Source organism: Rhizomicrobium electricum, assembly GCF_011762045.1.
In the GTDB taxonomy this organism is placed as follows: domain Bacteria; phylum Pseudomonadota; class Alphaproteobacteria; order Micropepsales; family Micropepsaceae; genus Rhizomicrobium; species Rhizomicrobium electricum.
This window is the reverse complement of the sequence record NZ_JAASQS010000005.1, coordinates 204,319-224,094: the sequence shown is the minus strand read 5'-3', so window position 1 is coordinate 224,094 and position 19,776 is coordinate 204,319. Positions and strand designations below refer to the sequence as shown.

General features: G+C 63.3%; 18 protein-coding genes. 16 read left to right on the top strand and 2 right to left on the bottom strand.

Annotated elements, in window-relative coordinates; genetic code table 11:
• Positions 1-7 precede the first annotated feature (7 nt).
• From pyrH to FHS84_RS22235, 15 genes are all read left to right on the top strand, one after another.
• Positions 8-730: a UMP kinase gene (gene pyrH, locus FHS84_RS11560; RefSeq protein WP_166934325.1), complete on the top strand. Its 723-nt coding sequence runs from the start codon at positions 8-10 to the stop codon at positions 728-730.
• Between the two features lie 9 nt (positions 731-739).
• On the top strand, positions 740-1,300 hold the full coding sequence (frr, locus tag FHS84_RS11555; protein WP_166934323.1) for a ribosome recycling factor: 561 nt from the start codon (positions 740-742) through the stop codon (positions 1,298-1,300).
• A gap of 55 nt (positions 1,301-1,355) precedes the next feature.
• Positions 1,356-2,090, top strand: coding sequence for an isoprenyl transferase (locus FHS84_RS11550; protein WP_166934321.1), 735 nt, complete (start codon positions 1,356-1,358; stop codon positions 2,088-2,090).
• Positions 2,087-2,983: a phosphatidate cytidylyltransferase gene (locus FHS84_RS11545; RefSeq protein ID WP_166934319.1), complete on the top strand. Its 897-nt coding sequence runs from the start codon at positions 2,087-2,089 to the stop codon at positions 2,981-2,983. Before FHS84_RS11550 ends, FHS84_RS11545 begins: the two co-directional genes overlap by 4 nt.
• A gap of 29 nt (positions 2,984-3,012) precedes the next feature.
• Positions 3,013-4,215, top strand: a complete 1,203-nt coding sequence (dxr, locus tag FHS84_RS11540; RefSeq protein WP_166934317.1) for a 1-deoxy-D-xylulose-5-phosphate reductoisomerase — start codon at positions 3,013-3,015, stop codon at positions 4,213-4,215.
• A gap of 11 nt (positions 4,216-4,226) precedes the next feature.
• A complete protein-coding gene (rseP, locus tag FHS84_RS11535; protein ID WP_166934315.1) occupies positions 4,227-5,387 on the top strand; it encodes an RIP metalloprotease RseP in 1,161 nt (386 codons plus the stop codon).
• Positions 5,388-5,433: 46 nt separating this feature from the next.
• A complete protein-coding gene (gene bamA / locus FHS84_RS11530; protein WP_166934313.1) occupies positions 5,434-7,824 on the top strand; it encodes an outer membrane protein assembly factor BamA in 2,391 nt (796 codons plus the stop codon).
• Positions 7,825-7,826: 2 nt separating this feature from the next.
• Entirely contained in the window at positions 7,827-8,459 is a 633-nt protein-coding gene (locus FHS84_RS11525; protein ID WP_166934311.1) for an OmpH/Skp family outer membrane protein, read from the top strand.
• A gap of 15 nt (positions 8,460-8,474) precedes the next feature.
• On the top strand, positions 8,475-9,515 hold the full coding sequence (gene lpxD / locus FHS84_RS11520; protein ID WP_166934309.1) for a UDP-3-O-(3-hydroxymyristoyl)glucosamine N-acyltransferase: 1,041 nt from the start codon (positions 8,475-8,477) through the stop codon (positions 9,513-9,515).
• Positions 9,512-10,006, top strand: coding sequence for a 3-hydroxyacyl-ACP dehydratase FabZ (gene fabZ, locus FHS84_RS11515; RefSeq protein WP_166934307.1), 495 nt, complete (start codon positions 9,512-9,514; stop codon positions 10,004-10,006). The genes lpxD and fabZ overlap by 4 nt, the downstream gene beginning before the upstream one ends.
• The gene (gene lpxA, locus FHS84_RS11510) at positions 9,978-10,793 is read left to right on the top strand and encodes an acyl-ACP--UDP-N-acetylglucosamine O-acyltransferase (RefSeq protein ID WP_166934305.1); all 816 of its coding nucleotides are present in this window, start codon (positions 9,978-9,980) and stop codon (positions 10,791-10,793) included. Before fabZ ends, lpxA begins: the two co-directional genes overlap by 29 nt.
• Complete coding sequence (locus FHS84_RS11505; RefSeq protein WP_166934303.1) at positions 10,790-11,620, top strand: LpxI family protein; 831 nt, start codon at positions 10,790-10,792, stop codon at positions 11,618-11,620. The genes lpxA and FHS84_RS11505 overlap by 4 nt, the downstream gene beginning before the upstream one ends.
• Positions 11,610-12,782 carry a lipid-A-disaccharide synthase gene (lpxB, locus tag FHS84_RS11500; protein WP_166934300.1) on the top strand — a complete coding sequence of 391 codons (1,173 nt, stop codon included), beginning with the start codon at positions 11,610-11,612 and terminating at the stop codon, positions 12,780-12,782. The genes FHS84_RS11505 and lpxB overlap by 11 nt, the downstream gene beginning before the upstream one ends.
• 226 nt (positions 12,783-13,008) lie before the next feature.
• Positions 13,009-14,016, top strand: coding sequence for an aspartate-semialdehyde dehydrogenase (locus FHS84_RS11495; RefSeq protein WP_166934298.1), 1,008 nt, complete (start codon positions 13,009-13,011; stop codon positions 14,014-14,016).
• A 161-nt stretch (positions 14,017-14,177) separates the two neighbouring features.
• On the top strand, positions 14,178-16,010 hold the full coding sequence (locus tag FHS84_RS22235) for a methyl-accepting chemotaxis protein (RefSeq protein WP_166934296.1): 1,833 nt from the start codon (positions 14,178-14,180) through the stop codon (positions 16,008-16,010).
• Positions 16,011-16,018: 8 nt separating this feature from the next.
• Here the strand turns inward: FHS84_RS22235 and FHS84_RS11485 are convergent, their stop codons facing one another.
• Complete coding sequence (locus FHS84_RS11485) at positions 16,019-16,489, bottom strand: CoA-binding protein (RefSeq protein ID WP_166934294.1); 471 nt, start codon at positions 16,487-16,489, stop codon at positions 16,019-16,021.
• Positions 16,490-16,665: 176 nt separating this feature from the next.
• On the opposite strand from FHS84_RS11485, the gene FHS84_RS11480 reads away from it, so the two are divergent.
• Positions 16,666-17,865 (top strand): hypothetical protein, encoded by a 1,200-nt coding sequence (locus tag FHS84_RS11480; protein ID WP_166934292.1) that lies wholly within the window; start codon positions 16,666-16,668, stop codon positions 17,863-17,865.
• Between the two features lie 564 nt (positions 17,866-18,429).
• Here FHS84_RS11480 and gltA read toward each other — a convergent pair.
• On the bottom strand, positions 18,430-19,737 hold the full coding sequence (gene gltA / locus FHS84_RS11475; protein WP_166934290.1) for a citrate synthase: 1,308 nt from the start codon (positions 19,735-19,737) through the stop codon (positions 18,430-18,432).
• Positions 19,738-19,776: the final 39 nt, after the last annotated feature.

Genomic DNA, 19,776 nt, shown 5'->3' with positions numbered 1-19,776 from the left:
GAGAGTCATGTCAGCGCCGAAATACCGCCGCGTATTGTTGAAGGTGTCGGGTGAGGCGCTGATGGGCTCTGGAGCCTTCGGCATCGATATTGCCACGGTCGACCGCATCGCCGCCGACGTGAAGGATGCGGTCGAGGCCGGCACACAGGTGTGCATGGTCATTGGCGGCGGCAACATCTTCCGCGGGGTTTCTGCGGCGGCCAAGGGCATCGACCGCGCCCAGGCCGACTATATGGGCATGCTGGCGACGGTGATGAACGCCCTTGCCATGCAGGCCGCTCTCGAGCGGGCTGGGCTTTCGAGCCGGGTGCAGTCGGCGATCCCGATGCAGACCGTCTGTGAGCCCTTCATCCGTCGCCGGGCCGAACGGCACCTGGAAAAGGGCCGGGTGGTGATTTTCGCCGCCGGTACCGGCAATCCCTTCTTTACGACCGACACCGCGGCAGCCCTCCGGGCGGCCGAAATGAAGTGCGACGGGCTTCTGAAGGGCACCAAGGTCGACGGCGTCTATAGCGCCGATCCGGTCAAGGTGAAGGACGCGCTCCGCTACGACACCCTGACGTATCACGACGTACTGACGCGCGAACTCAAGGTGATGGACGCTTCGGCTGTATCCCTTTCGCGCGAGAACAAGATTCCGATTATTGTGTTCTCGATTCATGACCGTGGTGCGCTTGCCGCGGTGTTGAGAGGCGAGGGGCGGGCGACGGTCATCAAGGAAAGCGCATAGGAGGCGCACATGGCCGAGACCTATACAAAACAGGAAATGGAACGCCGCATGGTGGCGACCGTGGCGGCGGCGAAACAGGATTTTTCGGGCCTCAGGACGGGCCGTGCGTCGCCGCATTTGCTCGATACGGTGAACGTTGAGGCCTATGGCCAGCGCATGAGCATCAGCCAGCTCGGCACCATTTCGACCCCGGAACCGCGCCTGTTGACGGTGCAGATCTGGGACAAAAGCATGGTTAAGCACGTCGACAAGGCGATCCGGGACTCGGGCCTGGGTCTCAATCCGCAGGTCGACGGCCAGTTGCTCCGTATTCCGATTCCGCCGCTCAACGAGGAGCGCCGCAAGGAACTCGTCAAGCATGCCCACAAGAGCGCCGAGCAGGGCCGGGTCGCGGTGCGCAATATCCGCCGCGACGGCATGGAACTGCTGAAGAAGCTCGAAAAAGATCACAAGATCGGCCAGGACGAGGCCCATAAGCACGGCGACGAGCTGCAAAAGATCACCGACGCTCACATCAAGGAAATCGATGAGGCGCTGGCGGTGAAAGAAAAGGAAATCATGCAGGTCTGAGGCGTTGCACTCGCACGCCGACAGGATCAGCATGGGACGGGGCAGGGATCAGGACATGGCTGCTCAGCAGCATAAGGAAACCCTCCCGCGGCATGTCGCCATCATCATGGACGGCAATGGCCGTTGGGCGCGCAAGCGCCATCTGCCCCGTCAGGCTGGCCACGTCGCCGGCGTCAATGCGGTGCGCGAGGTCGTGCGCCAGGCGATCGAGGTTGGTCTGGAAGCGCTGACGCTCTATGCCTTCAGCTCCGAGAACTGGAAGCGTCCGGCGCTGGAAGTGGGAGCGTTGATGGGCCTCTTCCGCCTCTACTTCCGCAATGACATGCGGGAGATCGGCGAACTCGGCGCGCGCGTCCGGATCATCGGCAACCGTACGCGCGTTGATCCGGATATCCGGGCGATGATCGAGGATGCGGAGAACAAAACGGCGGCCAACACGGGCATGAACCTGATCTTCGCCTTCGATTACGGCGGGCAGGAAGAAATCGTCGCGGCGGTGCGGGAGCTGGCACAGGCGGCCAAGGAAGGCCGTCTCGATCCCGAGACGATCACGCCGGAACTGGTGTCGTCGCGCATGTTCACCGCCGGCCTGCCGGAACCCGATCTCGTCATCCGCACCAGCGGCGAGCGGCGGCTTTCGAATTTCCTCTTGTGGCAGTCGGCCTACGCCGAACTCTTGTTTGTCGATACCCTTTGGCCCGATTTCGGTCGCGCCGAGTTCATGGACGCCTTGCGGCAGTTCACGAAACGCGAGCGCCGGTTCGGTGCCTTGCCGGAAGCGGTAGCGTGAGAAAGAACGGCGACAGCATCGCGATGGCGCCCGGTTTGAAGGCGGTGAAGTTTTCGCGCGACTGGATCACGCGGCCGTTCTTCGCCATCGTCCTCGGCGCCGCGATGGTTTTCGCGATCTTCAAGGGCAAGCCGTATCTGGAGATCGTCGCTGCCGTGGCCGCGCTGCTGGCCGGGCGCGAGTGGCATCGTCTGGTCGGCAAGGGCCGGTTCGCCGCCGAATACGTCACCGCCGCGGCAATGGTTTCGCTGTCGCTTGGCGCTTTCATTTTGTGGCCGCGCGATCAACTGCTGCCGCTGATGATCCTGGGGACGGGCGCGGTGGCCGTCTACACGGTGGGCCTGCTGCGCCGGAATCGGCCGCTCTGGCATGCGGGCGGCGTTCTCTATCTCGGCCTGCCGTCGCTCGCCATCATCGCGCTGCACGACTACACCCCGCACGGCGAATGGGTGCTGATCGGTCTTTTCCTGATCGTCTGGGCGACCGATACCGGCGCGTTGGTCTGCGGCAACCTGATCGGCGGGCCCAAGCTGGCGCCGGTGCTGTCGCCCAACAAGACCTGGGCCGGGTTCGTCGGCGGCATGATTTCGGCGGCGATTGCCGAAGCGGTTTTTCTCGTCGTTCTGAAGACCATCGTCCTCAACGGAAGGGCGGACTGGGATTTGGCGGCGGTGGGCGCGGCCTTTGGCGGCAGCATGGCCGTGATCGCGCATCTTGGCGACCTGTTCGAGTCCTGGGCCAAGCGGCGTTTCCACGTTAAGGACTCTGGTTCGATGATTCCGGGGCATGGGGGCGTGCTTGACCGGATCGATTCAACCCTAGCCACATTGGTGGCCTTGGCGGCGCTTGTGCTGTTGCTCAAGTTTGATCCGCTGTTTGGAGTATTTTCATGAGGCCGGCTGCGCAGCGTTGGTGTGAACAAATGCCGGACCTCGGGCCCGTTCTGGAGCGCCGCGTGACGGTTCTGGGATCGACCGGCTCGATCGGCGTTTCGACGCTCAGCGTCATCACGCATGCCCGCGAAGTCTATGGCGCCGAGGTGCTTCCGGTCGAAGCGCTGACCGCGAACGGCAATGTCGACAAGCTGATCGAGCAGGCCAAGGCGATCCGCCCGCGGCTCGCCGTCATCAACGACGAGAGCAAGTACGAAGCGCTGAAAGCCGGTCTTGCCGGTACCGGCATCGAAACCGGTGCCGGCCGCAAAGCGGTGATCGATGCCGCCGGACGACCCTCGGATGTCGTGATGGTGGCGATCATGGGCGCGGCGGCGCTCGAACCCGCGCTCAGGGCGATTGCGCGCGATGCCACCGTGGCGCTCGCCAACAAGGAATGCATCGTGGCGGCGGGGCCGGTGTTTCTGAAGGCGCTGGCGAAGTCCAAGGCCAAGGTCGTGCCGGTGGATTCGGAGCACAACGCCGTCTTCCAGTGCCTGTGCGCCGCCGATCCGGAAGAGATCGAAAAGGTGACCCTGACCGCGTCGGGCGGGCCGTTCCGCACCTGGACGCTGGAGCAGATGCGCGCCGCCACGCCGGCCCAGGCCGTGGCTCATCCCAACTGGTCGATGGGCGCCAAGATTTCGGTCGACAGCGCCACCATGATGAACAAGGGCCTGGAGCTGATCGAGGCGCATTTCCTGTTCGCCATGCCGGCCTCGAAACTCGGTGCGGTGATCCATCCGCAATCGATCGTCCATGCTCTGGTCACCTATCAGGACGGCACCACGCTGGCGCATCTGTCCTCGCCGGACATGCGCACGCCGATCGTGCATGCGCTGGCCTGGCCGCGGCGGATTTCGTCGCCCTCGCGCAAGCTCGATCTGGCGGCTGCCGGCACGCTGACCTTCGAAGCGCCCGATCTCGAGCGCTTCCGCAGCTTGAAGATCGCGCTCGGCTGCCTTGACCGGGGCTGCATGTCGCCGACGATCCTGAACGCGGCCAACGAGGTCGCGGTGGACTGCTTCCTGCACGAGAAGATCGGTTTCCTGGATATCGCCGCGGTGGTGGAAGCCACGCTCGACGAATGTCCCGGCGCCGGTACCGAGCCGGAGACGGTGGACGAAGTGCTGGACACCGATCGGCAGGCACGCGAGATCGCTCGCGCGGTCTGCGGGCGCAGGCAGGGCTGACAGGAGAACCGATGCTGACGATGATCCGCGATCTGATTGCCGCCGCCCCGGTGGGTGTGCCGGCATTCATCTTCGTGATCGCCCTCGTGGTGTTCTTCCACGAGCTGGGGCACTTCCTGATGGCGCGCGCTTGCGGGGTTGCGATCGATACCTTCTCGATCGGCTTTGGCGGCGAGATCTATGGCTGGAACGACAGCAAGGGCACGCGCTGGAAGGTCTGCTGGCTGCCGCTTGGCGGTTACGTGAAGTTCAAGGGCGACGAGAACGCCGCCTCCACCCCCGACCGCGAGCGGCTCGCTCAGATGAGCGAGGAGGAGAAGAAGGGGGCGTTTCCGTTCAAGCCCTTGTGGCAGCGCATGCTGGTCGTGTCGGCCGGCCCGTTAGCCAATTTCGTCCTGGCGTTCGTGGTCTTCTGCGGTCTGCTGGCCTTTGTCGGCGCCAAGGTGCCCTCGACCTTCGTCGGCGGGGTGCAGGTGAAATCGGCGGCGGCCGAGGCCGGGATCAAGCCCGGCGACAGGATTGTCGCAGTCGATGGCAAGAAGGTCGAGCTGTTCATCCCCGATCTGATCAATGCCATCCGCGGTTCGAATGCCAAGACCCAGATCCTGACCGTCAAGCGCGGCAATGATTCGTTCAATGTTCCGGTCACCCCGCGCGAGACCGAAATCAAAGACTTCTTCGGCGGCAAGGTAAAAATCCGGGCGATCGGGGTCGTGCCGGACGAAAATAACCCGGATGCCATGATCTGGCTCAAGGTGCCGCCGGCCAAGGTGCCGATCATTGCAGCCACGCAATGCTGGTCGATCGTGGACGTGTCGCTCACCTATCTGTGGCGCATCGTCTCGTATCGGGCCGACCCGAGCCAGTTGGGTGGGGTGATCGGCATGGCCCAAATGGCCAAATCTGCCGCATCGCACGGGTTTTACGATCTCTTCTATCTGGTGGCTTTCATTTCTGTAAGCATCGGGATGATCAACCTTTTTCCTATTCCGCTCCTCGACGGGGGCCATCTTCTGTACTATGCATGCGAGGGTGTTTTGGGCCGTCCGTTGTCGGAAAGGACCCAAGACATGGGGTTCAGGCTCGGGCTGGCGTTGGTAATTGGTCTCATGATCTTTGCCACCTGGAACGACCTTGTCAGGTTGCTTGGGAGTTCGGGAGGGCACTCATGATCCCCGTCATGTGTTGCCTGATCTGAGACGAGTCAGAGACGAGTGTATGGACACTAAGGACCTGTTCGCCCGATTGAAGCGCGTGGCGCCCGCGACGCTTGTTTTGGCGTCTGTCGTCATGAGCGGCGCTGCCGATGCGCAACGCAAGCCACCGGCTGCACCGCCGCCGGGTGGTGCTCCCGAGGCTGCTCCGGGCGTCGATACATCGGCACCGGCGATCGTCCGGCGCATTGTCGTGACCGGCGCCCAGCGCGTCGAAGCGGCCACCATCCTCACCTACATCACGCTGCACGAAGGCGACGCGTATTCCGAATCCGCCTCCGACAAGGCGTTGAAGTCGCTGTTTGCGACCGGCCTGTTCTCGGACGTGAAGATCAATTTCGACGGTTCGATCATGACCGTCCATGTGGTCGAGAACCCGATCATCAATCGCGTCGATTTCGAGGGCAATTCCAAGGTCACGACCAAGGACCTCGAAAAAGAATCGCAGATGAAGCCGCGCATGGTGTTCACGCGCGCCAAAGTTCAGTCCGACATCCAGCGCATCATCGAGCTCTATCGGCGCAACGGCAAATTCGCCGCTTCGGTCGATCCGCAGATCATCCAGCGTCCGCAGAACCGCGTCGACCTGATCTATTCGATCAACGAAGGTCCGACCACCGGCGTGTCGCGCATCATCTTCGCCGGCAACAAGGCGTATGACGACTCGACCCTGAGAAAGCAGATCGCGACCGAGGAAAGCGCCTGGTGGCGCATCCTGGCGTCGAACGACAACTACGATCCCGACCGTCTGTTGTTCGACCGCGAACAACTTCGACGCTTTTACGTCAGCCACGGTTACGCCGACTTCTCGGTGAAATCGGCGGTGGCCGAGCTGACGCCGGATCATTCGTCGTTCTACATCACCTTCACGGTGGACGAGGGCAAGAAGTACCAGTTCGGCAAGGTCGAGATCGAATCCAAGATCAAGGAACTGCCGGCCCAGGCTCTGAAGCCGCTGGTCGATGTCCGTAACGGCGATCTCTACGACGAAACCCGCGTCGAAAAGCTGAAGGACGTCATCGTCAACGCCGTCGGATCCAAGGGCTATGCCTCGGCTGATGTCGGCGTCCGTCTGCGCCGCGATCCCGAAAATCACAAGATCGATCTCGTCATGCGGATCGAGCAGGGGCCGCGCGTCTACATCGACAAGATCAACGTCCTCGGCAACAACCGCACGCTTGATCGCATCATCCGCCGCGAATTGCGCTTTCAGGAAGGCGATGCCTTCAATCGCGATTTGATCGACCGTTCGCGCACCCGTATTCGCGCCCTCGGCTTCTTCAAGGATGTGACGATCAAGAATTCGGCCGGTTCGCGCCCCGACAAGACCGATGTCGCGGTGACGGTGGAGGAAATGTCGACCGGCGAAATCTCGCTGGGTGCCGGCTATTCGTCGACATCGTCCTTCGTCGGCGAGTTCTCCTACACCGAGCGCAATCTGTTCGGCCGCGGCCAGTTCCTGCGTACCTCCGTCGCGATGTCGACGATCTCCAAGCAATATCAGTTGAGCTTCACCGAGCCGTGGTTCCTCAACCGTCCGCTGGCCGCCGGTATCGATCTCTACAAGTGGATCACCAACTACAATCAGGCCAACTATCAGGGTGACGTGACTGCCGCGGGTTTGCGGTTCGGTTTCCCCACCTCGGAATACGGCAGCGTTCAGCTCCGCTACACCTTCCGCGTCAACAAGGTCACGCCGTATTCGGGTGCGCCGGCGTCGTTGCTGCAGGAATTGGAGTTGTACGGAAACTCCACCAACACGTCGCTGGTCGGTTTCACCTTCGGCTACAACACGCTGGACGACTATCTTAAGCCGACCCGCGGTGCGATGTTCTCGATCAGCCAGGATTTCGCCGGTCTCGGCGGCGGCCTCAAGTTCATCAAGACCGAAGGCAGCTGGACCGGCTATCGGCCGTTGTTCTGGGACATGGTCGGCTCGCTGACCTTGGGCTCGGGCTTCATCCAGGGCTACGGCGGCAACACGGTGCCGATCGAAGAGCGCTTCTTCCGCGGCGGCGATAATTTCCGCGGCTTCAAGCTTGCCGGCATTGGTCCGCGCGATACGAGCTATCAGGGCGACTACGGCGCGCTGGGCGGCGATTTCTATGCCCAGGGTTCGGCGCAGGCCCGTCTGCCCGATATTCTGCCGGCGGATTACGGTATGCAGTTCGCGCTGTTCTCCGATTTCGGCACACTCGGCCACCTCGATACGCCGTTCCGCGGCGCCGCCTATCCGAACGTGAAAGATAACTTGGCGTTCCGCGCATCGGCGGGCGTCAGCATCAAATGGAAATCGCCTTTCGGTCCGGTCCAGATCGACCTCGGTATCCCGGTCGTGAAGGCGGCATACGACAAGACCGAATTCATCCACTTCAGTGCCGGCACAGGAATGTGATCATGTCCAAGAAAACCCTCATCACCCGCAGCTTGGCGGCCGCAGCGATGGTCATCGCGGCGACTGCGACCGTTCCGTCGGCGCTCGCCGCCGCTCCCGGAACCGGCGCGGCTCCTGCCGCCCGCATTCTCATCATCGATCTTCGCCGCACCGTTGCGATGTCGAAGGTCGGCCAGTCCATTCAGCAGCAGGTCGATGGCCTCAAGAAGCAGGCCCAGACCCAGCTCAACGCCGAAGCCGAATCCTTGAAGCGGGATAAGGCCCAGATGGATGCCCAGAACGCGATCTTGGCCCCGGCGGTGAAGGCGCAGAAGGAAAACGCCTGGAAGGCGCGCGCCATGGCCTTCGAGAAGAAGGTGCAGGAACGCGGCGGCCTGATCCAAGGCGGCATGCTGAAAGCCAACCAGCAGGTGGAAGAGGCGCTTGGCCCGATCCTGCAAGGCGTGATGCAGGAGCGTAAGGCGACGGTGCTTCTGGACAGGGCTTCGGTGCTTCTGGCTCCGAACGCGATTGATGTCACCGCCGTTGTGGTGCAGCGCCTCGACATGAAGATGCCGACGGTCAAGGTCGATCTGGCTCCGTTGCCGCCGGCGCTGCAGCAGGCTGCTGCCCGTCAGCAGGCCGCCCAGCAGTAAGCCGGACGCGGCGTCATGGCCGATCCTCGTTTTTTCGACAATCGCGGGCCTTTCTCGCTGAGAGAGGTCTGCGCGAAAATCGGCGCGACCGTACCGGATGGTATTGATGGGACGCGCGCCATTGCCGATGTCGCCAGTCTGTCGGGTGCGGTCGCCAGCCATCTCAGCTTTTACATTGGCGAAAAGGCTGCGCCCGCGTTTGCGCAAACAGCCGCGGGCGTAGTGCTAGTTTCGGAGAAAGGGTTGCCGAAGCTTTCGGCGCCCGAAGGATGCGTCGTGATCGGCGTGCCGTCGGTTCAACACGCGTTCGCGGCCGTTGCGGAGATGTTTTATCCCGACTGTCATCGCATCGCCGGGCCGTTCAACGCAGGCATCCATCCGACCGCAAAGATCGGTGTGGGCGTCGAACTGGGGGCCGGCGTTGTGATCGGTCCTGATGTGGAGATCGGTGATCGCACGCATATCGGTCCCCACGTCGTGATCGGACGCGGCGTTGCCATCGGGCGCGACAGCGAGATCGTCGGTAACACGGTGATCAGCCACGCTTACATCGGCGATGGCGTGGCGATATTGCCGGGAGCACAGATCGGCCAGCCGGGTTTCGGCTTTGCTTCGAGCGCCGCCGGGCACGTCAAGATTCCGCAGCTCGGACGCGTCATCATTCAAGATCGGGTCGAGATCGGCGCTTGCGTGACCATCGATCGGGGCGCCCTCGGCGACACCGTGATCGGCGAAGGCACCAAGATCGACAATCTGGTGCAGATCGGGCACAACACCCACATCGGGCGGCACGCCGTGATCGTCAGCCAGGTGGGCATTTCGGGCAGTTGCGAGATCGGCGACTTTGTCGTGCTGGCCGGACAGGCGGGTGTGTCCGATCACGCCAAGATTGGCGCCGGCGCGCGTCTGGGTGGAAAATGCGGCGTGTTTATGGGCCAGGAGCTTGAGCCCGGCCGCGATTACGGCGGCATACCGGCCAAGCCGGTCCGCGAGTGGCTGCGGGAACTCGCGGCCGTGAATGCATTGGTGAAGAAGCCGAAACGAGGCAATTCATGACGAATAAGGTTGAGAAGATTGTGCTCGATGTTGAGGCGATCAAGAAGCTGTTGCCCCATCGCGCACCATTTCTCTTCATCGAGAAGCTGACCGACATCGTTCCGAACGAGAGCGCCACGGGATACAAGGCGGTAGGGTATAACGAGCCGCATTTTGCCGGCCATTTTCCCGATCACGCGGTAATGCCGGGCGTGTTGATCATCGAGGCGTTGGCGCAGGCCGCCGGAGCCCTTGTGATGTATTCTCTCGAGCTCAATACCGGCAACCGCATCGTCTATTTCATGACCATCGAAAAGGCGCGCTTCCGTCGTCCCGTGAAGCCGGGCGACATGCTGTGCATGAAGGTGAAGGCCTTGCGCCGCCGCGGCCCGGTGTGGCGTTTCTCGGGCGAGGCCTATGTGGATGACGCGCTTTGCGCCGAGGCGGAATTCTCCGCCATGATTCAGGAAGGCACGGACGAAAATGGCGGTGCATCCAACGGCAGTCGTTGAGGACGGAGCGGTTCTTGGAGCCGGAGTCGAAATCGGTCCTTATTGCGTTGTGGGAGCCGGGGCGAAGCTGGGCGAAGGCGTCCGGCTGATTTCCCATGTGGTGATCGAAGGTGACGTCACCATCGGCGCCCGCACCGTGATCCATCCCAATGCGGTGATGGGCGGCGAAGCCCAGATCCATCATAACGACGCCGAGGGCACCAGCCTCGTCATCGGCGAAGATTGCGAAATCCGCGAATGCGTGACCCTCAATCTCGGCTCGAAGAAGGGCCACAAGGTCACGCGCGTCGGCTCGCATTGCTACATCATGGCCTACAGCCACGCCGGTCACGATTGCATCATCGGCAACAACTGCACGCTCGCCAACGGCACCCAACTCGCAGGGCATGTCACGCTCGGCGATAACGTGATCACCGGCGGCCTTTGCTCGGTGCAGCAGTTCGGACGCATCGGGCGCGGCGCCATGCTCGGCGGCATGGCTGGCGCGAACCTCGACGTCATTCCGTACGGCATCGCTTTCGGTTCGCACGCCCATCACGCCGGTTTGAACCTGATCGGTCTGAAGCGCCGCGGCGTTCCGCGCGCCAACATCCACGCGCTGCGCCATATGTATCAAGCGGTGCTGGTGAGCGAGGAAGGTACGCTGGCCGAACGCGTCGCCAAGGCGCGGGCCGAGTGGGGCTCGGTGCCGGAAGTCGCCGAAGTGCTCGATTTCATTGTCGCGCCGGAAGCCAAGCGGAAAATCTGTCCGGTGCGCCGTCACGGCGTGGAAATGGACGAGGGATGAGCACCCTCGGCATCATCGCGGGCGGCGGCGATCTTCCCAAGGCAATCGCCGCGAGCGCGCGCGAGGCTGGCCGCGATATTTTCATTGTTTCGATCGGCGCCGACGCCTGGATCGGCGATTATCCGCACGACACGGTTTCGCTCGGCGAAGTCGGCAAATTGCTGAAGCTGTTGCGCGGTGCCAATTGCTCCGATGTCGTTCTGGCCGGCAAGCTGGCGCGGCCGAAATTCTCCGAGATCAAGCTCGACGCCAAGGCAGTGCTGGTCGCGCCACGGATCATCGCGGCCGCGCGCAAAGGCGACGACGCGCTGCTGCGGGCGGTGGTGGATACGTTCGAGCGCGAAGGTTTTCATGCCGTCGGTGCGCACGAAGCCGCGCCGGGGCTGCTCGCGGCGGCCGGCGTCATGGGCCGCATCAAGCCGTCCGCCGACGACGAAGCCGACATCGCTGCCGCGTTCAAGATCGTCCGCACGCTGGGCGAACTCGATGTCGGACAGGCGGCCGTGGTGTGCGAAGGCTTGCCGCTTGCCGTCGAAGCCGCTGAAGGCACGGACGCGATGATCGCGCGCGTCGGCACGCTGCCGGCACACTTCCGCGGCGACGAGAAACATCGCAAGGGCGTACTGGCCAAGGCGCCGAAGCCGATCCAGGACCGCAAGACCGATCTGCCGGTGATCGGCGTCGCTACGGTGCGCAATGCCGCTGCCGTCGGTCTCGCCGGGATCGCGGTGGAAGCGGGCGGGGCGCTGATTTTGGGCCAGCGTGCCGTGATCGAGGAGGCCGACAAGCTCGGGCTGTTCGTCGTCGGCGTGCCCCATGCCGGATAAGCCTCTCACCCTGATGCTGGTTGCGGGCGAGCCTTCGGGCGATCTGCTCGGCGCCGAACTGATGGCTGCATTGAAGGATCTCACGCACGGCGAGGTGAAAATCGTCGGTGTCGGCGGCGAGGCCATGGCGCGCGAAGGGCTGGAGACGCTGTTCGATCTCTCCGCCACCGCCATCATGGGCCTGCAGGAGGTCGTTCCGAAAATTCCCGAAGTTCTGCGCCGCATCCGCCGTGCCGCCGAGTTTGCCGCCGCCACCAAGCCCGATGCCGTGGTGCTGATCGACAGCCCCGATTTCACCCATCGCGTCGCCAAGCGCATCCGCAAGATCGCGCCCGGCATTCCGACCATCAATTACGTGGCGCCGCAGGTATGGGCGACGCGTCCCGGCCGCGCCGGGAAGATGGCCGGCTATTTCAATCTGGTGCTGGCGCTGTTGCCGTTCGAGCCGCCGTTCTTTGCCGGCTATGGATTGAAAGCGGTGTTCGTCGGACATCCCGCTCTGGCGCGCGGCAAGAAGATGGTCGGCGGCGCAGACTTCCGTGCTCGCCACGCCATTCCCGCCGATGCGCCGCTGCTCGCGGTTTTGCCCGGCAGCCGCGCCATGGAAGTGCGCCATCTGTTGCCGGTCTTCACCGACACGATGGCCATCCTCAAGGACAAGGTGCCCGGCCTGCACGCCGCCATCCCGGCGGTGCCGCATGTCGCCGAGCGCATCCGTCAGGGTGCGGAGCATTGGCCGGTGCCGCTGACCATCGTCTCCGGCGAGGATGAGAAATTCGCCTTGTTCGATGCCGCCGACGTTGCGCTGGCCGCCTCCGGCACCGTCACCACCGAGCTCGCTCTGTCGCGCACGCCGATGATCGTGACCTACAAGGTCGGTGCGCTTACCGCCTGGATCTATCGCAAACTGATCGGCGTGAAGGTCCGCTATTACACCCTGATGAATCTGATCCTCGACCGCCTCGCCGTGCCCGAGCTGATGCAGGAGGATTGTCGTCCCGAGACCGTTGCCGCGGCTGTCGCCAAACTGTTGACCGATCCGGCCGCCGCCGCGCGTCAGGTGGCCGATCAGAACGAGGCCTTGCGCCTGATGGGCGAGGGTGCCGACCAGCCGTCCCGCCGCGCCGCCAGGGCCATCCTGGAGTTTCTCGGCCGGCAATAATATTCCATAGGTTGTGTCAATCCGTCCGTTGACGGACGGGCCTTCCACCCATAGGTTCCGGCCACTATGACCGCCATGCTCAAGCGCACGACCAAGACGACCAAGCCCGCCGGGGCTTTGGTTCGCGCGCGCCGATAGCAAGGCAACAGAACGCACGAAACCCAAGCCCCGCCGCAAGGTCCGGGGCTTTTTTAATGCCCGCGCCTGAGGCCAACAGGAGGATACTGTGAAGAAGAACCCCACCGTCGCCATTGTCGGCGCCACCGGCGCCGTCGGCGTCGAGTTTGCAGGCTGCATGGAGCGCCGCAATTTTCCGGTCGGCAAGCTGGTGCCGCTCGCGAGCGCCCGCTCGGTCGGCAAGACGATGAAGTTCCGCGGGGCCGACATTCCGATTCAGGAACTCACCGAAAAGTCGTTCGAAGGCGTCGATATCGCGATGTTCTCGGCCGGCGCCACGATCAGCCGCAAGTTCGCGCCGGTCGCGGTGAAGGCGGGCGCGGTGGTAGTCGACAACTCCTCGGCCTTCCGTATGGATATCGACGTTCCGCTGGTGATCCCGGAAATCAACGCCAATCGGATCAAGGACCACAAGGGCATCATCGCCAATCCGAACTGCGCCACCATCATGGCGCTGGTACCGCTGTGGCCGATTCACAAGGTCAACCGCATCAAGCGCGTGATCATCTCCACCTATCAGGCGGCGTCGGGCGCCGGCGCGGCGGCGATGGCGGAACTCGTCGAGGCGACGAAGGCTTATCTCGAGGGCAAGCCGTTCCAGCAGAAGGTCATGCCGCATCCGTATGCGTTCAATCTCTTCAGCCATAACGCGGCCATGGATCTCGAGACCGGCTATAACGGCGAAGAATCCAAAGTCATCGCCGAGACCAAGAAGATCTTCGAGGATCCGGAGATTGCCGTCGGCGTGACCTGCGTGCGCGTGCCGGTGCTGCGCGCCCATACCGAGGCGATCACCATCGAATGCTACGAGCCGATCACCGAGGCCGATGTGCGCAAGATGCTGTCGGTGGCGCCGGGCGTGAAGATCGTCGACGACCGCGTCAAGAATTACTTTCCGATGCCGATCGACGCCTCCGAGCAGGATGATGTCCTGGTCGGCCGCATCCGTCCCGATACCTCGGACCCGTCGGGTCATTCGGTGGCGCTGCTGGTGGTCGGCGACCAGCTCCTCAAGGGCGCCGCGCTCAACGCGATCCAGATCGCGGAACTGTTGTAAAAGACTGCGATCCGGGGCGGCTTCCGGGCCGCCCTTTTCGCTTTTGAGACCGTAAGTTGGTATTACTACTTATGCGCCAAGGCGATTTGTAGAAGTCGCTTAGAAGTTTCCTTAAGTTCCGAAGTGGTACCTGGAGGAGGCAGCCTCAGGAACCATCCGCCGTGGACATTCCCAGCACCTCCGGCCTGCGCTCGCGCGGCATCGCTTTCAAACTCGGATTGGCACAGGTGTTCACGGCAACCATTGCGATCATCGCCGTGGTGGCGCTGGTGATCGTCTACCGCGTCACCGACGCCAATCTCGCAAAATCCCAAGCCCATTCGGATGGCCAAATCGAACTGGCGGGCAAACTCGAAGCGGCGCGCAAGGACATCGCCTACGATCTGGTCCAGGTGCAGCAGTACCTGACGGATGCGTCCGCCACGCGCCTGGTCGACGGCGTGGGAGCAGACGATTGGGATTTGGCGGCGAAATACGCGGCCGCCTTCCGCAAGGATCTCGCGATCGCGCGCGCGGTCGCCACAACCCTCGGCGACGGCGCTCTGGTGGCTGATTTCGACAAATTGGGTGCGCAATTTCCGGCCTATCACGCCAACGGCATCGCGATGGCGCGGATCTACATCAAGGACGGTCCGCTTGAGGGCAACGCGGCGATGACCGCGTTCGATGCCTCCACCGAAGCGATGACCGATGCGATCAAGATCGCGGACGGACGAATTGCGGCAATCCGCGCCGCCACCGCGACCGAGCGCAAGTCTGTCGAAACTCTGCGCGCCGATACCACGCAGACGATGATCGTGCTCGGGGTGATCCTGGCTGGCTTGGTCGTTGCAGCCAGCATTCTGGTGCTGCGCTATGTCAATCGCGGCTTGATCCGGCCTTTGACCCACGCCACTGCGGTGCTCGATCAAATGGCCCGTGGCGGGCAGGATGTGGCGATCGAAAGTCTCGGCGCCGACGGCGAGATGGGGCGGCTGGTGGATGCACTGCTCGCCGTGCGTCGCGCCACCAAAGAAGCCTTTGAAGCCGAGCGAGCGGCCGAACAGAAGGTGGTCGCGGCGGTCGGCACCGGCCTGCATGCGCTGGCCGAAGGCGATCTCACTTACCGGATCAACGACGAGATGTCCGTCGCGTTCGTCGCTTTGCGTGACGACTTCAACGCCGCGGCGGCGCGCCTGCACGAGACCATGCGGACGGTGTCGATCACCACCGGCGAGGTATCGAACAGCGCCGGGGACATTTCACAGTGGACGGACGACCTCGCCCAGCGCACCGAACGCCAAGCCGCCAGTCTGGAAGAGACGGCGGCGGCTCTACAGGAAATCACCGAAACCCTGAGCCAGTCGGCGGCGCACGCCAAGGAGGCGAGCGGCATCGTTGCCGGTGCCAAAGCGTCGGCGGAGAAGGGCGGCGATATCGTCGGCAGCGCCGTGGCGGCGATGCAGGAAATCGAAGCTTCGTCGAAGAAGATCTCGGACATCGTCGGCGTGATCGACGAGATCGCCTTCCAGACCAATCTTCTTGCTCTCAATGCCGGCGTCGAAGCGGCGCGGGCGGGTGAGACCGGCAAGGGCTTTGCCGTGGTGGCGTCGGAAGTGCGGGCGCTCGCCCAGCGCTGCGCCACGGCGGCGCATGAGGTCAAGGCGTTGATTACGGAATCCCAGCAGCATGTCACGTCTGGCGTGTCGCTGGTGGGCAATTCCGGTGCCGCGCTGATGGAGATTCTCGATCAGGTCAGCCGGATCAATGCGCTGGTTGGGGACATGGCGCGGGCGTCGGAACAGCAGTCCGCCGGCGTCAAGCAGATCTCATCGGCCGTTTCTGATATGGACAATGTCACGCAGAAAAATGCCGCGCTGGTCCAGCAGAACAAGGAAGTCGCGCGCACTCTGACGGATGAAACCGGCGCGCTGGCGAGCATGGTGGCGTTCTTCGATGTCGGCTCTTCGACGTCACGGTCTGGCAAACTGATGCGGCGACAATCAGCGGCGTGATGCAGGGATTACCGCGGCACCTTGCCGAAGAGTTGCAGCAGGCGGCAGATGAATCGGTGTCCGCCGTCGACCGGCTCGAGAAACATCATCGGACAGCCGCCATTGATGGTCTCGATGCCGGCGGACTTTGCTGCTTCCAGCGCTTCGGGTGACACGCTGCCCGCACCGAAAGCGCGGTGAAACCAGACCCGGCGGACGCCTTTTTCCACACACTGACGCACGACCGAGGCCGCCATCTCGGGGCGGGTGGCGATCACTACGCCGTCGATGTCGCCCGGAATGGCGCCGAGCGCCGGATAGCATTTCACGCCTTCGACTTCGGTCGCGTTGGGATTGACGGCAAAGGTTTCGTAGCCGCCGGCCGTGAATTTCTTGAAGATCGCATTGCCGACGTGGAGCTTGGGCTCGCGCGAGACCCCGGCAACGGCGATACGCTTCCCGGCGAGGAACGCGGCGACGGAAGCGGGAAGATCGGACATGACGGACACTCCTTTCGACGGCGGGGTATGGACCGCGATTGTGGCGCCAACCCGGCGGGGACCTTTCCGGTTCTCGATCCGTTCGCGGGGCGCTGTTAACATCTTGTTGAACATGCCCGTTCAGCCGCGGTTCAGGCGCCGGCGCGCAACGTGCTTAACGCCACGAGGGACTGGGCATGAAAAAGCTTTTCATCGGGATGGTTGCGTTCGGCGCGCTGGCGGCGTCGGCCGATGCCGCTCTGGTCTGCGCCACGGCGCCGGAATTGAAGGTGCTGCAATCGACCGCTCTGCAACAGCAGTTGATGGTGGCGGCGCTGACCTGCCACATGCGTGACGATTACAACCGCTTCGTCGCCGCCTATCGCGACGGCCTGATGCAATCCGATGCGGCGCTGAAAGCGTTTTTCGCGACGCGTCCGCGCGGAGAAGACTACAACGCCTACAAGACCCGTGTCGCCAACACCGCGTCGCTGCGTAGCGTGCACGATCCGCGATTCTGCGACAGCGCCCGCAAAGTGTTCGACATGGCCCTCGGACGGCGCCTGGAACGGCGCGGTCTTGCGCCCGAACCGCCGCAACTGGTCGAGAGCGGTTACGAGGGGTGCCGCGCCGTCGACAATGACAAGCTGATCGAGGCCCAGGCACGCCCGTCGGCAAAAGTCGCGTTGGCGCCGAAGCCGCGTCCGCGTCCAAGCGTGCCCGTCAGGCTTGCCGCCGTGCAAAGCGTTCGCCTGTTCGCATCTGCGCCGGTTCTGTCTGCCAAGCCAGCCATGCGGGTGGAAGTCCTGCAGCCCCGGCCGCATGTCGCGATCGCGGTACCGAAGCCGGCTCCGGTCGCACCCAGGCCGGTACAAGTTGCGGCCGCCGCACCGAAAACGGCTGTTGCTGCGAAGCCGGTGATGGCCGAGCGGATGATGGCGTCCAAGCCTGATGATGCACGGCCGTTACCTCGGATCGCCTCCGCGCTTCCGCCGCCGCGCTCTCAAGCGGCAAGCCCCAGAGTGTCGGCGGTGGCACCGCCGGATCGCGCGCGCTGGCGGGGCGACGGCAGCGATTTGCCGACCCTCGATGAGGATCCGTCGCTTTTCGACAACAGCGAGACGGCAACAACCGACCCGCCGCCTCGTGAGGCTTATCCGGTACGTCAGGCATGGCATCGTCCGGCGAACGCGGACCCTGATGATCCGTACGCTGATAATCCCATTCCGAGCGCCTACCGCCCCGGTGCCGAGTGGGTGGGGGATAGCGGTCCGGCGTGGCGTTCGCCGCCGGCTTGGCGGGAGCGCACCGACCGTCCGCCGCCGCGTCGCGCTTATTGGGTTCTCGGCCCCGGCGGACACTGGATGCTGGTCGTTCCGCGCGCCCGGCGATGGTAAGGCGTGGTTGGTCCCGGCTCCCTGAGCGCTGCTTCCCCGAGTGCTGTCGCCCCGAGCGCTGCCGTCCAGAGCGCTGCCGCCCGCAACTACCTGAGATTGCGTCTCACGTGTGAAACATTTTGTGATTGCGGTCCGGCTTGAATGTTCTTCTTTTGTTCCATATCTTCTCTCGCGAAATTGGACGTGGAGATTGCCAGCCAAACCATGCGGTCTCGGACCCTCGCGAGGTTTGATGCCGCAAAACGCGAAACATACAGGACCGGGATTCGTGCATGCACGCCCGCGTGTCTGACGAGCCGTTGTTCTCCCAGCCTCAGGCGAAGGAGGATCGCACCCAAGCCCGAGGGCGGAGGTGTCAAACGCAGGGCAGGCACGTACAGGTCTGAGGGGAAGCAAAGGTGCTTGTCGTTGGCCGGGTGACACCGGTTTTCGCTGGCTGCCGCAGCTTCCGGGGTGTTCCCCATCTCAGGCGGACTCGCAGAATTCGGCGGGCCCGCTTTTGGCATATGAAAACGCCCCGCCGTTTCCAGCTGGGCGTTTCCTGTTCTTCCCGCGCTATTCGCTCTACCGCTTGTCGATTGCCACGTATTCGCGCGGCTTGGCACCGGTGTAGATCTGGCGCGGACGGCCGATCTTCTGGTGCGGGTCTTCCAGCATTTCCTTCCACTGGCCGATCCAGCCGACGGTACGGGCAAGGGCGAACAGCGCGGTGAACATCGACACCGGGAAGCCGAGCGCCTTCAGCGTGATACCCGAATAGAAGTCGATGTTCGGGTAGAGCTTCTTCTCGATGAAGTAGTCGTCCTGCAGGGCGATGCGTTCGAGTTCCATCGCCACCTTGAGCAGCGGATCGTTGTGCAGTCCGAGTTCGTCGAGCACGGCATGCGCCTGGATCTGCATCGCCTTGGCGCGCGGATCGTAGTTCTTGTAGACGCGGTGGCCGAAGCCCATCAGGCGGAAGGGATCGTTTTTGTCCTTGGCGCGCTTGATGAACTCAGGGATGCGGTCGACCGTGCCGATGGTCTCCAGCATTTTCAGCGCCGCCTCGTTGGCGCCGCCGTGTGCCGGGCCCCACAGGCAAGCAATGCCGGCCGCGATGCAGGCGAACGGATTGGCGCCCGACGAACCGGCGAGACGCACCGTCGATGTGGAGGCGTTCTGCTCGTGATCGGCGTGCAGGATGAAGATGGTGTCCAGCGCCTTCGCCAGCACCGGGTTCACCTCGTACTCCTCAGTCGGATAGGAGAAGCACATCCGGAGGAAATTCTCGGTATAGCCGAGCTTGTTCAGCGGATAGACGAAGGGATGGCCGGTGGAATAGCGATAGGCCATCGCGGCGATGGTCGGGATCTTGGCGACCAGGCGTACGCAGGCGAGTTCGCGCTGGGCCGGATCGGTGATGTCGGTGGAGTCGTGATAGAACGCCGACAACGCGCCGACGACGCCGGTCAGAACCGCCATCGGGTGGGCGTCGCGGCGGAACCCGCGATAGAACGCGGCCAGTTGTTCGTGCACCATCGTGTGGTGCGAGATGGTGTGGCGGAACTTCTCCATCTGCTGCTGCGACGGCAGTTCGCCGTAGAGCAGGAGATAGCAGACTTCGAGAAAGCTCGACTTGGCCGCGAGTTGGTCGATCGGGTAGCCGCGATAAAGCAGAACGCCTTCGTCACCGTCGATGAAGGTGATGTCGCTTTCGCAACTCGCCGTCGAGGTGAAGCCGGGGTCATAGGTGAATATGCCCGCATCGCCGTAGAGACGTCGGATGTCGATCACCTCCGGACCTTGGCTGCCCGCGAACACGGGAAGCTCGTACGACTGGTTCTTGTAGGTGAGGGTTGCCTTTCCGGCGGGAACGGCCTTGCTGTCTCTCATTTGGCTCTCCGGGCTACCATCAATTCTGTCTTTATCTCC

What these genes read in the sequence shown, in the direction of transcription:
- pyrH (WP_166934325.1), top strand. Translation starts at nt 8, where the DNA reads ATGTCAGCGCCGAAATACCGCCGCGTATTGTTGAAGGTGTCGGGTGAG.
- frr (WP_166934323.1), top strand. Translation starts at nt 740, where the DNA reads ATGGCCGAGACCTATACAAAACAGGAAATGGAACGCCGCATGGTGGCG.
- FHS84_RS11550 (WP_166934321.1), top strand. Translation starts at nt 1,356, where the DNA reads ATGGCTGCTCAGCAGCATAAGGAAACCCTCCCGCGGCATGTCGCCATC.
- dxr (WP_166934317.1), top strand. Translation starts at nt 3,013, where the DNA reads ATGCCGGACCTCGGGCCCGTTCTGGAGCGCCGCGTGACGGTTCTGGGA.
- rseP (WP_166934315.1), top strand. Translation starts at nt 4,227, where the DNA reads ATGCTGACGATGATCCGCGATCTGATTGCCGCCGCCCCGGTGGGTGTG.
- bamA (WP_166934313.1), top strand. Translation starts at nt 5,434, where the DNA reads ATGGACACTAAGGACCTGTTCGCCCGATTGAAGCGCGTGGCGCCCGCG.
- FHS84_RS11525 (WP_166934311.1), top strand. Translation starts at nt 7,827, where the DNA reads ATGTCCAAGAAAACCCTCATCACCCGCAGCTTGGCGGCCGCAGCGATG.
- lpxD (WP_166934309.1), top strand. Translation starts at nt 8,475, where the DNA reads ATGGCCGATCCTCGTTTTTTCGACAATCGCGGGCCTTTCTCGCTGAGA.
- fabZ (WP_166934307.1), top strand. Translation starts at nt 9,512, where the DNA reads ATGACGAATAAGGTTGAGAAGATTGTGCTCGATGTTGAGGCGATCAAG.
- lpxA (WP_166934305.1), top strand. Translation starts at nt 9,978, where the DNA reads ATGGCGGTGCATCCAACGGCAGTCGTTGAGGACGGAGCGGTTCTTGGA.
- FHS84_RS11505 (WP_166934303.1), top strand. Translation starts at nt 10,790, where the DNA reads ATGAGCACCCTCGGCATCATCGCGGGCGGCGGCGATCTTCCCAAGGCA.
- lpxB (WP_166934300.1), top strand. Translation starts at nt 11,610, where the DNA reads ATGCCGGATAAGCCTCTCACCCTGATGCTGGTTGCGGGCGAGCCTTCG.
- FHS84_RS11485 (WP_166934294.1), bottom strand. Translation starts at nt 16,489, where the DNA reads ATGTCCGATCTTCCCGCTTCCGTCGCCGCGTTCCTCGCCGGGAAGCGT.
- FHS84_RS11480 (WP_166934292.1), top strand. Translation starts at nt 16,666, where the DNA reads ATGAAAAAGCTTTTCATCGGGATGGTTGCGTTCGGCGCGCTGGCGGCG.
- gltA (WP_166934290.1), bottom strand. Translation starts at nt 19,737, where the DNA reads ATGAGAGACAGCAAGGCCGTTCCCGCCGGAAAGGCAACCCTCACCTAC.